Source organism: Actinomadura sp. WMMB 499 (assembly GCF_008824145.1).
Lineage (GTDB): Bacteria > Actinomycetota > Actinomycetes > Streptosporangiales > Streptosporangiaceae > Spirillospora.
Map to the genome: position 1 here is coordinate 4626443 of NZ_CP044407.1, position 12136 is coordinate 4638578.

Sequence of the window (12136 nt, forward strand, 5' to 3'; positions counted from 1 at the left end):
CCCGCCCCCCGCCCCCGCCTGCCCTCGTGCGCACCGAACACCAGAAGAGGACCCGATGGCACGTGTCATCGTCATTGACCTGAGCAGGCACAACACCGTCTACGTCGGCCACGACCGGTACTTCGTCCTGCACGCGGGCGGCCCGCCGCTGCTCGTCCGGGACCACTGCCCGCACCGCGGGGGCCCGCTCTCCCTCGCCCGCCCCACGCCGGACGGGCGGCGCCTCAGCTGCCCGTGGCACGGCACCAAGGTCGGCGTGTCCGCGGTCCGCCGCGGCTGCCTGCCGATGGTGCGCAGCGGCGACGAGGCCGTCGTCCTGCTGCCCGACGGGACCGAGCCCGTGTCCGTCCTGCGCAAGGAGGTCCTCGCGAACCTCCCCGCGGAGACCGGGCCCGCATGCTGACCCCGCCCGCCCCGTCCTCGCCGCCCGCACCGCCCGCACCGTCCGTTCCGTCGACCCCGAGCCCGGGAGGCCCGGCCGTGACCCTCGCCCAGGACGCCGCCCCGACCGACATCGCTGAGTTCCTCGCCTGGGGGCGGGACCTCCACGACCAGGGCCGCTACGAGGACGCCGCCCGCGCCTACCGGCTCATCCTCGGTGTCGACCGGCACAACCAGGACGCGCGGCTCGGCCTCGACCGGGCCGTCCGGCACGCCGTGCCGCGCTGGCACTGGGAGATGCTGCACGACGAGGAGCGCGCCGAGCTGTACGACCTCGCGATCCGGCGGGCCGTCGGCGCGAACCCGGACGGGCTCGTCCTCGACATCGGCGCCGGCTCCGGGCTGCTCGCCATGATGGCCGCCCGCGCGGGGGCGCGCGGCGTCGTCGCCTGCGAGGGCCAGCCGTCCGTCGCCGCGACCGCCGTCGAGGTCGTCCGCACCGCCGGGTACGACGACACGGTCACGGTCGTCCCGAAGATGTCCACCCGGATGACCGTCCCCGGCGACCTGCCGCGCCGCGCCGACCTGCTCGTCACCGAGATCGTCGACTGCGGCCTGCTCGGCGAGGGCATCCTCGGCACCGTCGCGCACGCCCGCGAGCACCTGCTCGCCCCGGACGCGACGATCATGCCGTGCGCCGCGCGCGTCTACGCGCAGCTCGTCGAGAGCGTGCCGCTGCACCGCAAGAACCACGTCGGCAAGCTGCACGGATTCGACCTCGCGCCGTTCAACCGGCTGTCGACCCTCGAGTACTTCGACTCCCGGCTGCACCGGCACGAGCACCGCGCGCTGTCCGACCCGATCCCGGTGTTCGACTTCGACTTCCGCACCGCCGACGCGTCCCCGCGGCGCGCCGACCTGCGCGTCCGGCCCACCGCCGCCGGGCGGCTGCACGCCGTCGCGTTCTGGTTCGAGATGGACCTGCTGCCCGGCCTCACCCTCACCAACGCGCCCGGCGTCGCGTCGCACTGGAAGCAGGCGATCCAGTGCCTGCCCGCCCCGCCGCTCGTGCAGCCCGGCGACCCCGTCGCCGTCACCGCGCTGCACGACGGGCTGCACATCCGCTTCGAGGTCGCCGCCGACGCCGAGGAGACCGCATGACGATCATCGAGACGGCGCAGTCACCGGCCCTCGCCGCGTACTGCGCGCAGCCGATCTTCCGGCCCGGACCGGACGTCTACATCACCGGCAACCCGTACCGGCGGCCGATCGGCCCGGTCGGTCCCGCGAGCGGCTTCGCCGTCCCCGCCACGCTCGCGGAGTTCCTCGGGCCTGGCCAGCTCGCCGCGGGGCGGATCCTGTGCAACGCCTACGAGAGCGACATGATCCTGCTCCCGGCGGCCGGGCTCGCCACCGCCAAGGACGACTTCGACCTCTTCTACGGCGACGAGATCCGGCGGCTCCGCGACACCGTCCGGCCCGGCCTGGAGCGCTACGCGTTCTCCTTCCTCGACGACGCCGTCCCGGCCCCGCCCGTCCGGACCCTGGACGACCTGCAGGAGTACTTCCTCGCGGAGGTCGGGGGCGCGGGCGCGCCCGCCGACGCGTCCGGCGTGAACCCCGCCGTCGACCCCGCCGCCCCGGTCGGCGGCACCATGCGGGCGATCACCGAGTGCCGGCATCCCGAGGAGGCCGCCGGCCTGCACCTGATCCAGCTCGCGCTGGACGCGCTGACCGAGGCGTCCGCGATGGCCCGCAACCTCGGCGGGTCCTACGGCACCGAGCAGTCCGAACTCTTCAAGATCTTCAACGACGAGTTCGGGTACGGCGTCTACGGCGCCAAGCACAGCACGATCTTCAAGGAGATGCTCGCCAGCGTCGGGCTCCGCACCGACCTGCACGCGTACTGGAACTTCTACCTCACCAGCTCCCTCATCGGCGTCAACTACTTCAACTGGCTCACCGAGGACCATCGCGGGATGTTCCGCTACATGGCGGCGGTGACCTACCTGGAGTGGCTGTTCGCCCAGGGGTTCGCCGACACCGGCGTGATGCTCCGCGCCGTCTACGGCGACCGCGTGGACGCCAAGTACTGCGACGAGCACGCCCACATCGATGTCCACCACGGGCGCATGACCTACGAGAACCTGCTGCTCGGCCTCGCGCGCGCGCACGGCGAGATCGTCATCCCCGAACTCGTGCGCGGCATCGAGGACACCAAGCTCCTCCTCCGCCTCGGCGACGAGGACTTCCGCGCCCAGATCGCGTGGGCCGACGACCTCGCCGCGCACACCGGAACCCGCACGGACGCCCGCGACGACGCGTCCGTCACCACCCTGCGCCCGGACGACCCGTTCACCACCGGCGTCCACGACGCCGACCTGCTCGTCGAGGTCGAGGACGGCGCCGTCCACGTGCACGCGTGGGCCACCGACCGGCCGCACCTGCTCGAGAAGGGCGACGTCCTGCACGTCCCCGCGCACCGCCTGCACGGCCTCAAGGCCGCGTCCCCGCGCGCCCGCGTGGCCACCCGGACCGTCGAAACCGCCGAAAGGACCCACGATGCCTGACTCGTCGCCCGTCTCCTCGTTCAACGAGTGGGACCCCCTCGAAGAGGTCATCGTCGGCGTCGTCGACGGCGCCGCCGTCCCGCCCTGGCACCCCGCGATCGAGGCGACCGTCCCGCCCGAGGCGTTCGACTTCTACCGGCGCAACGGCGGCGGCGGGTTCCCGCAGGACCAGGTGGACGCCGCCCGCGCCGAACTCGACGGGTTCGCCGCGATCCTCGAGGGCGAGGGCGTCACCGTCCGGCGCCCCGACCCCGTCGACCAGTCGTCCTCGTTCGGCACCGCAGACTGGTCGTCCACCGGCGGCTCCTCGCACACCTTCCCCCGCGACATCGCGCTCGTCGCCGGGAACCAGATCGTCGAGGCCACCATGGGCTGGCGGTCGTACTACTTCGCCACCCACCCCTTCCGGACGATCTTCAAGGACTACTTCCGGCGCGGCGCCCGCTGGGTCGCCGCCCCGAAACCCCAGCTCACCGACGCGTCCTACAACCCCGGCTACGCCGCCGCGAAGCCCGCGTCGCCCGACCCGGCGAACCCGTTCCCGCCGGAGACGTCGGTGCTCACCGAGTTCGAGCCCATCGTGGACGCCGGCGACTTCATGCGGTTCGGCCGCGACATCCTCGTGCAGCGCAGCCACGTCACGAACGCCTTCGGCATCGAGTGGGTCCGCCGCCTCCTCGGCGACGAGTTCCGCGTCCACGAGGTCGCGTTCCTCGACGACCACCCGATGCACCTGAACGCCACGTTCGTCCCGCTGCGCCCCGGCCGCGTCCTCATCAACCCCGAGCGCGTCCCCGAACTCCCGGAGATGTTCGCGGACTGGGACGTCGTCGTCTGCCCCGAACCCGCCATCCCCGCCGACCAGACGATGTACTTCTGCAGCCGCTGGATAGCCATGAACACGCTCATGCTCGACCAGGACCGCATCTTCGTCGAAGCCCAGGAGACCGAACTGCTGCGCCTCCTCGAGAAGGAGGGCTTCACCCCCATCCCCGTGCCGTTCCGCACGGTCAACACCTTCGGCGGCGGCTTCCACTGCGCCACCCTGGACGTCCGCCGCCGCGGCACCCTCGAGGACTACTTCCAGTGAGCGAGGAACCCATGACACGCGACGGCGGGGAGCGCCCGCTCCTGCTCCTGATCGCGAGCAGCTACTCGGTGTACCGGGCCTACATCCTGGAGTCGGTGTCGGCCCGGTACCGGCTGTGGCTGCTGAACCCGACCCCGCCCACCTGGGAGGACCCCTACATCGCCGGGCACACCGTCGTCGACTGCCTCGACCTCGACAAGCTCACGGCGGCGGCGGGCGAGGTGGCCCGCGAGCACGACATCGCGGGCGTCTTCTGCTACGACGAGGTCTACATCGAGACGTCCGCGCACCTGTCCGCCGCGCTCGGCTTCCCCGTCCTGGACCCGGACGCCGTCGCCCGGTGCCGCGACAAGTACGCGACCCGCGCGGCGCTGCGGGCGGCGGGGCTGCCGCAGCCCGCGTCGCTCGCCGTCTCCACCCTGGACGACGCCCGCGCGTTCGCCGACCGCGTCGGCTACCCCGTCATCCTCAAGCCCCGCAACCTCGGCGGCAGCATGGGCGTCCGCAAGGTCACCGGACCGGACGAACTGGACGCGGCGTTCGCGCTCACCGACGGCGTCCGGATGGGCGGCATCCGCCAGTTCGACGACTACGTGCTCGTCGAGGAGTTCCTCGACGGGCCGGAGGTCGCGATCGAGTGCGTCCTGCACCGGGGGACGTGCACGCCGCTGATCGTCGCCCGGAAGGTCCTCGGGGAGGGCCGGATGGCGTTCGAGGAGATCGGCCACGACGTCGACGCCGCCGACCCGCTGCTGCACGACCCGGACATGCGGGACGCGCTGCGCCGGGCGCACGAGGCGGTCGGGTTCACCGACGGGTACACGCACATCGAGTTCAAGCTCACCCCCGACGGGCCGCAGGTCATCGAGATCAACGTCCGCCTCGGCGGCGGCATGATCCCGTACCTGGGGCGGCTCACCTCCGGCGTGGACGCACCCCTCGCGGCGGCCGACGTGGTCGCGGGCCGCGCGCCGACCGTCGTGTTCACCGAGCCGCCGCGCGCCGCGTCCGTCCGGTTCGGGTACCCGGCGCACGACATGGAGATCACGTCGGCGACCGCGCGCGAGGACCTCGCCCGTCCGCCGATCCGGGAGATCCGGGTGGCGGTCGAGCCCGGCATGCGGCTGCGGCTGCCGCCGTACGGCCTGGCCCGCAGCGGCTTCGTCATCGCCGTCGGCGGCACGCTCGCGGAGACCGGCGCCGCCGTGACCGACGCCGACCGGTTCTTCACCTTCACCGGAACCCCGCTGGAGCAGACGCCGTGAGCACGCCCGGGAAGCCCGCGCCGCCGACGATCATCGCCACGCTGCGGCAGATGAACGGGACGGTCCGGATCCTCGTCCTCGGCAACCTGATCAGCAACCTCGCCGCGTTCCTCAACGCGTTCCTGGTGCTGTACCTGACGGACCGCGGCTTCTCCGCCTGGGAGGCCGGCGTCGTGCTGACGGCGCTGATGGTCGGCCGGATCTCCGGGTCCGCGGTCGGCGGAGCCGCCGCCGACCGGTTCGGCTACCGCGCCGTCATCATCGGGTCGATGGCCGGGACCGCCGTGCTGACCGCCGGTCTCGTGCACATCCCGAACATGTGGGTGGGCGCCCTGGTCGCCGCGGGCGCGGGGCTGACCGCGCAGGCGTACCGTCCGGCTGCGATGGCGTGGGTCGTCGAGCTGACGCCGGAGAACCGGCACGTCATGGTCTTCGCGGTGATGCGGCTGACGTTCAACGTCGGCGCGACGCTCGGGCCCCTCGGCGCCGCGCTGCTGCTGGCGTACGCGTCCTACGACGCCCTGTTCTACGTCGACGCGGCCACGTCCCTCGCATTCGGGATCGTCGCGTACCTCGTGCTGAAGGGCGATCCCGAACCGGACGGCGGCGACGGCGCCGCGGGCGAGCGCGCCGGATACCGGCAGGTCGCCGCCGACCGCCGGTTCATGCTGGTCGTCCTCGGCCTCTTCCTGACCGCGATCGCCTACATCCAGGGAACGGCCGCGCTGCCGCTGTACGTGACCGGCAACGGGCACCCCGAGCAGGTGTACGCGCTGCTGCTCACCGTCAACGGCGCCATCGTGATCATCTTCGAGGTGCTGCTGTCGAAGTGGACGCAGCGGCTCCCCATCGGGCTGCCGATGACGATCGGGATGGCCGTCCTCGGCATCGGCCACCTCGTCTACGCCGGGCCGACGCCCATCGCGATGCTCGTGCTCGCGACCGTCGTGTGGACGTTCGGGGAGGTCATCGCGGCACCGTCGATGATGGCCTACCCCGGCCTCATCGCCCCGCCCGCGCTGCGCGCCCGCTACATCGCCGCCGCGACCGTCCCGCAGCAGGCCGGCTACGCCCTCGGCCCGATCATCGGCGTCGCCGCCTGGCAGGCCTGGGGCGCCGGGGTGTGGGTGCTCACCGGCGCCTGCGGGCTCGCCGCCGCCGCGTGCGTCGCGGCCGGCGCCCGCGGCGGGCGCGGCGACCCCGCCGCCGAGGAACCCGCCCTGGCCAAGGCCGCCGAATGACCGACAGAACAACCGAACGAAGGTGGAACCCCATGGACAAGCCGGTCGTCGCGATCGTCCGCCCCTTCACCTCGGCGGCGATGGTCGCCCCCGCGCTGCGCGACGCGGGCTTCAGCCCGGTCGCCGTCATGGACTACGCGGGCCCGTCCCTCGGCCCGCTGCACTCCTCGCACGACCCCGCCGAGTACGACGCCGTCATCAACCACCACGGCGACATCGGCGAGACCATCGCCCGGCTCGGCGCGCTGAAGCCGATCGCGGTCGTCCCCGGCGTCGAGGCCGCGCTGCAGGAGGCGCAGGCCCTGTCCGACGCGCTCGCCCCCGAGTTCTCCAACGACCCCGACCTCGTGGACGCCCGGCGGCACAAGTACCTCATGCACCAGGCCCTCGCCGCCGCCGGGCTGCCCGTCCCCGCGCAGATCTGCACCACCGACCCGTCCGAGGTCGCCGCCTGGATCGACCGGGAGGGGCTCGCCGGACGCGACCTGGTGATCAAGCCGCCGACCAGCGCCGGCACCATCGGGGTGAGCCGCGCGCCCGGCGGCGAGGGCTGGCGCGACCGGTTCGAGGCGATGCTCGGCAGCCGCGACAAGCTCGACGTCGTGGCCGAGGAGGTCCTCGTCCAGGAGCAGCTCACCGGCGTCGAGTACGCCATCGACACCGTCAGCCACGACGGGCGGCACTCCATCACCGACATCATCAAGTACCGCCGGGTGCCCTACGGCGAGGGCATCGCGGTGTACGACTCCGTCGAATGGCTCCCCTACGACACCGCCGCGTACGGCGAGCTGATCGACTACGGGCTCGGCGCGCTCGACGCCGTCGGGCTGCGGAACTGGGCCGCGCACACCGAGGTCATGATGACCCCGGACGGGCCGCGCCTGCTCGAGGTCAACGCGCGCCTCGCGGGCGCCGGCAACCCCGCCGTCACCGAGATCGCCACCGGCGAGAGCCAGGTCACCCGCATCGTCGACGTGTGCCGCGGCCTCGGCCCCAAGCTGCCGCCCGGCTACACCCTCCGCCGCAACGTCATGGCCGTGTTCCTGATGTCGCACTCCTCCGGGATCGTCCGCAACGCCGAGATCTACGACGCGGCCCGCGAGCTGCCGAGCTACCACTCGCCCGTCCACCTCGTCCGGACCGGCGACCACGTCGACGCCAGCACCGACCTGTTCGCCAGCATGACGATGGGCTACATCATCCTCGCGCACGAGGACTCCGAGCAGATCTACGCCGACCGGGAGGCCATCCGCGCCATCGAACGCGACCTCGACGTCGAGGCCGACGCCTGATGGTCACCGCCAAGTACCTCGACGCGTGCGCCGCCGATCCCGCGCTGCGCGACGTCATGGCGTCCGCCGACCTCCCGGAGGCGTTCGCCGAAGCCTGGGGCAAGTACCTGCTGCCCCGCCCGATGTTCTGCGACGAGACCGCCGCCCGCCGCGCCGCCGGCGACCTCGCCGGACTGTTCCGCCTGCTCACGTCCCTGCCGGACCGCCTGTTCGGCGGGGACGTCCGCGCGTTCTGCGCCGCGCTCGGCATGGACGAACGGCGCATCGACATCATGACCCGCTTCTCCGGCGAACCCATCCTCTACGGGCGCGCCGACCTCTACCGGGAGGGATCGGACTTCCGGCTGATGGAGTTCAACGTCGGCAGCGAACTCGGCGGCGTCGACGTCAGCGAGATCAACCCCGCCCTCCTCGCGACCGAACCGTTCCGCGCGTTCGCCGACGACCACGGCCTCACGCACGTCGACACCCCCGCGGCCATCGCACGCCAGTTCGTCCGGGCCACCGGCAAGGACGCCCCGGTCGTCGCGACGCTCGAGGGCGTCGACGGGATCGGTGCGTACGAGGCGCTGCACCGCTCGTTCCAGGACGCGATGCGGCGCCAGGGCATCGACCTCGTCTACGGCGAGGTCGACCAGGTGCAGACCCGCGACGGCCGCCTGCACCTCCACGGCAAGCCCGTCGACCTCGTGCTCCGCTACTACAGCGCGAACCAGATCGCGCGCGACGCACGCAACGAGCGTCCCGCCGGAACCGTGCAACGCGCCCACGAGGACGGCCGCGTCGTCCTGTGGACGCCCGTGAGCAACGGCATGTTCGCCTACAAGAGCTGCCTCGCGATGCTCTCCGGATGCGACCTGCCCCCGGACGACCGCGCCCTCGTCGACCGCGTCCTGCCCTGGACCCGCGCCCTCACCCCCGACCTCGCCGACCGCGTCCGCGCCGAACGGGAGACCGTCATCCTCAAACCGATCGCGGGCCTGTCCGGCCGGGGCATCCGCGCGGGCTGGGACCACACCGACCGCGAATGGGCCGAAACCGTGACCGAATGCCTCCGCGAGCCGTACATCGCGCAGCGCCGCATCGTCCCGGACCGCGAACCCGTCCTGGACCCCGGCACCGGCGAGAGCACCGACTGGTCCGCCGTCTGGGGCGTCTTCGCGTTCCCGGACGGCTACGGCGGCGCGTTCTGCCGGGCCGTCCCGGACAGCGGCGGCTCCGTCGTCAACCTCGGCACCACCGGCGCCCGCGTGACCTCGGTCCTCCACCACTGAACCGTCCCGGAGTCACCGCCACAGGTAGTCGAACCTCGCCGGCGCCCGGCTCACGAACACCTCCCCGTCCCGCACCTGCCACTCGAACTGGCCGTCCTCCTCGTGGAAGGCGATGAAGAACCCGCACACCCGATCACCGTCCGCGTCGACCGCGGGCAGCGCGGCGACGGCCCGCACCCGGTCGAGCAGCTCGTCCAGGTGCCCCGCGCGGACGGCCCGTCCGTAGCAGGCCGCGCGAGCCCAGCCGCCCTCGGGGAACGCCCACCCCGGGACGTCCGCGAGCATGCGCCGGGCCTCGTTCTCCTGGCCGTAGAAGTCCAGCCAGCCGCGCACGTACACCCAACTTCCCATGAGCCCGATGATCCCGGTGTACGTAAGATCATCCAATGTCCCCACAGGTGCTCGGTTTGCAGATCGGCGCCGGTTTCGGCACCGCGTTCGTCCTCGCGAACTCGGGCGAGCCCGTACCCGGAGCCGCCGGGATCGCACTGCGCGTCGCGGCGATCCTCTGCCTGATCGCGGTCATCGTGACCGGGTTCCGCGCGAACCGCCGCGCGGAACCCGCGCCCGCCGAACGTCCGGGATGGTTCGGCCCGAAGTTCGCCCTCATCGCGATCACCGAGTTCGCGCTGATCTTCGGCGGCATCGCCGTGCTCCGGGCGCTGGACGTCCCGCAGGAGTGCAACGTCGCCTGGATCGCCCTCGTCGTCGGCCTGCACTTCGTCGCGCTCGCGCCGGTCTGGAAGCGGGCCGCCATCGCGGTCCCGGGCGTCCTGCTCACCGCACTCGGCGCGACCGGCATGGTCATGGCCGCGCTGTCGCACCTCGACTGGATCCCGTTCGTCAGCGGCACGCTCTCCGGCGTCGTCCTCCTCGGCGGCTGCCTCTACGGCGCCGCACGCCGGTAGCTGTCCTCGGTCACGAGGTCGACGACAGGCGGCTGATGGGTGGGGGCCGCCGCGTGCGGCGTGGTGTCCGGCAACCCCCGAGGCCCGTCCGGCGGTGTCCGGAGCGCGATCCGCACACCGTCATTAGACGCATCTTCCAATGAACACTGACGTACATCTGTGCCCGGAAGGCCCTAGCATGACTGTGCACCACGGACGTTTCCCTAGAACAGGAACAGTTCGGGAGAATAGATGCAGACTCGACCTAATCCAGAGTCGGCGACCACGCCGGAGGAGTTCCTCGAAGCACTCCGGCAGCTTCGCGTCTGGGCCGGTCAGCCCTCGCTGCGCACCCTGAACACGCTCGCCGGAACCGACCCCGAATCAGGCGAACCCCCCACCGACCTGCTGCCGGTGAGCACGCTCTCCGACAACCTCGCCGGCAAGCGGCTGCCCAACCCGCCCCGCCTCTCCTTCGTCGTCGCCTTCGTCACCGCGTGCATGCGCGCCGACGGCTCGCACACCCAGGACCAGATCGCCGACGAGGCGGACCGGTGGACCCGGGCATGGCTCGCACTCTCACCCGACGCCCAGCAAGCACCCGTCCCGGAGAACACCCCAGCCCCGGCGGACACCGCCCTGGCCCCCGGCCCAGACGACACCCTCCTCGACGGCACACCCGCCCCGGAAGACCACGCTCCCGAAGCCCCCAGGCCCCCCGCCCGGAGGTGGACGAAACGGCGGCTCCTCGTCATGGCCTGGCTCCTGGGCGCGGTGACCGGCGCGATCGCGGTCGGGCTGATCGCGCTCGTCACCCCCGGCACCTCCCCGGCGCAGCGCCCCACGACCGCCGCCGAGAACGTCGCCGTCCCGCCGACCTCCCAGACGCCGCCGCCTCCCACGAAGTCCGGGTCGACCGAGCCGGGCAGTAGGGCCGGCGAGCCTCCGGTGGCGGACCACCAGCCCCGCCCCGGACCGTCCCCGTCCCCATCCCCCTCCGCCTCGGAACGGCCCGCCTCGCCCACCCCGGGCCGGCCGAAGCCGAACCCGTCCACCCCGTCCACCCCGAGCTCGTCCACGCCGGGCTCGTCCACGCCGAGCCCGTCCCCGTCATACTTCGACAGGTGGAAGACCTACATCCCGACCTATCTCCCGTTCGTGCCATAGGCGCGACGAGCGACATTCGACCGCACGGGACCATCGCCGGAGGCTCCCCATGACAGTGGGTCTCCGCTGGCTGATCGGAATGCTCTCCTTCTCAGCGCTGGGCGCGACGTGGGGCTTCCTGGGAAACAGCTACGAACCCGGCGACAGCGCGATCGGCACCGGCCTCATGGGCGCCGCCCTGGGCTTCGTCCTGGGGGCGGTGAGTGACGCAGTCGGCTACGCGAGAAGTCGCTGAGATCGGCGGCCCTCGTCCAGTGTTCGGCGATGTGCCGCCGCACCACCCGATGGACCGCTCCCTGGGCAGAGCAGGCGTGCTGTCAACGAGGGGTAGCGGTCTTGGAGGGGTTGCGAGTCGGTGATGAAGTCGGCCACGCGATGTCGTCGATCGCGAGCCATGGCGCGGAGGCCAGGGCAGCGGGCGTGCAGCCGGTGAACGTCTTGACCTCGCGGTGGAGGTGGGACTGGTCGACTTAGCCGCTCCGGAGGGCGGCGTCCGCGGCGGTGCGACCGGCTGCGAGAAGGCGGGCGGCGTGGTCGAAGCGCACCAGCCGGGCGGCGTGTTTGGGCGTGATGCCGAGCTGGGACCGGAAGCACGACCACAGGCGCTTGCGGCTCCAGCCGACCTCGTCGGCCAGGCGGTCGACCCGCACCCGCCCCCCGCCGGCGAGCGTCCGCCGCCAGGTGTGGGCGACCTCCGGATCGACCGAGGGACGGGCGCCGAGCCGTCGGCCGAGGAGGTCCGCGGCGATCTGTCCAGCTCTATCTTGAGCCGACTGTCCGAGGCGGACAAGCTTCGCCTGCTCGAGGAGCTGGCGGCGATGGCAACGAGCGAGACCGACCCGGAGTACCGCCGATATCTGGAGAAGTTCGCGTTCTACGCGGGCCTCGTGGAGACCGAAGAAGACTGAGGTTGCGGGCGTCGCTCTGAACTGTTCGTCGTCCCGGCAGCACAACGCCACGGGAAAGCTT

Annotated in this window: 13 protein-coding genes; 11 read left to right on the top strand and 2 right to left on the bottom strand. The window is 72.3% G+C overall.

Annotated features, from left to right (window positions below):
• Positions 1-55 precede the first annotated feature (55 nt).
• The 8 genes from F7P10_RS42525 to F7P10_RS20400 all read left to right on the top strand — a co-directional run bounded on the left by F7P10_RS42525 (position 56) and on the right by F7P10_RS20400 (position 9113).
• Entirely contained in the window at positions 56-403 is a 348-nt protein-coding gene (locus F7P10_RS42525; RefSeq protein ID WP_176611582.1) for a Rieske 2Fe-2S domain-containing protein, read from the top strand.
• A 77-nt stretch (positions 404-480) separates the two neighbouring features.
• A complete protein-coding gene (locus tag F7P10_RS20370; protein ID WP_176611583.1) occupies positions 481-1542 on the top strand; it encodes a 50S ribosomal protein L11 methyltransferase in 1062 nt (353 codons plus the stop codon).
• Positions 1539-2951 carry an iron-containing redox enzyme family protein gene (locus F7P10_RS20375; RefSeq protein WP_151011123.1) on the top strand — a complete coding sequence of 471 codons (1413 nt, stop codon included), beginning with the start codon at positions 1539-1541 and terminating at the stop codon, positions 2949-2951. The genes F7P10_RS20370 and F7P10_RS20375 overlap by 4 nt, the downstream gene beginning before the upstream one ends.
• A complete protein-coding gene (locus F7P10_RS20380; RefSeq protein ID WP_151011126.1) occupies positions 2944-4041 on the top strand; it encodes an amidinotransferase in 1098 nt (365 codons plus the stop codon). Before F7P10_RS20375 ends, F7P10_RS20380 begins: the two co-directional genes overlap by 8 nt.
• Positions 4038-5306 carry an ATP-grasp domain-containing protein gene (locus tag F7P10_RS20385; RefSeq protein WP_151011129.1) on the top strand — a complete coding sequence of 423 codons (1269 nt, stop codon included), beginning with the start codon at positions 4038-4040 and terminating at the stop codon, positions 5304-5306. The genes F7P10_RS20380 and F7P10_RS20385 overlap by 4 nt, the downstream gene beginning before the upstream one ends.
• Positions 5303-6547, top strand: a complete 1245-nt coding sequence (locus F7P10_RS20390) for an MFS transporter (protein WP_151011132.1) — start codon at positions 5303-5305, stop codon at positions 6545-6547. Before F7P10_RS20385 ends, F7P10_RS20390 begins: the two co-directional genes overlap by 4 nt.
• Positions 6548-6579: 32 nt before the next feature.
• Positions 6580-7839, top strand: coding sequence for an ATP-grasp domain-containing protein (locus tag F7P10_RS20395; RefSeq protein WP_176611584.1), 1260 nt, complete (start codon positions 6580-6582; stop codon positions 7837-7839).
• Positions 7839-9113, top strand: a complete 1275-nt coding sequence (locus tag F7P10_RS20400) for a hypothetical protein (RefSeq protein WP_151011137.1) — start codon at positions 7839-7841, stop codon at positions 9111-9113. The genes F7P10_RS20395 and F7P10_RS20400 overlap by 1 nt, the downstream gene beginning before the upstream one ends.
• A 12-nt stretch (positions 9114-9125) precedes the next feature.
• Here the strand turns inward: F7P10_RS20400 and F7P10_RS20405 are convergent, their stop codons facing one another.
• Complete coding sequence (locus F7P10_RS20405) at positions 9126-9464, bottom strand: hypothetical protein (RefSeq protein WP_151011140.1); 339 nt, start codon at positions 9462-9464, stop codon at positions 9126-9128.
• Between the two features lie 35 nt (positions 9465-9499).
• On the opposite strand from F7P10_RS20405, the gene F7P10_RS20410 reads away from it, so the two are divergent.
• The 3 genes from F7P10_RS20410 (at position 9500) to F7P10_RS20420 (ending at position 11402) form a co-directional block, all read left to right on the top strand.
• Positions 9500-10021, top strand: coding sequence for a hypothetical protein (locus tag F7P10_RS20410; protein WP_151011142.1), 522 nt, complete (start codon positions 9500-9502; stop codon positions 10019-10021).
• Positions 10022-10252: 231 nt separating this feature from the next.
• Positions 10253-11167 (top strand): hypothetical protein, encoded by a 915-nt coding sequence (locus F7P10_RS20415; RefSeq protein ID WP_151011145.1) that lies wholly within the window; start codon positions 10253-10255, stop codon positions 11165-11167.
• Between the two features lie 79 nt (positions 11168-11246).
• Positions 11247-11402: a hypothetical protein gene (locus F7P10_RS20420; RefSeq protein ID WP_176611585.1), complete on the top strand. Its 156-nt coding sequence runs from the start codon at positions 11247-11249 to the stop codon at positions 11400-11402.
• 235 nt (positions 11403-11637) lie between these two features.
• Here F7P10_RS20420 and F7P10_RS45475 read toward each other — a convergent pair whose 3' ends face one another.
• Positions 11638-12126: a helix-turn-helix domain-containing protein gene (locus F7P10_RS45475; RefSeq protein WP_368077417.1), complete on the bottom strand. Its 489-nt coding sequence runs from the start codon at positions 12124-12126 to the stop codon at positions 11638-11640.
• Positions 12127-12136 lie beyond the last annotated feature (10 nt).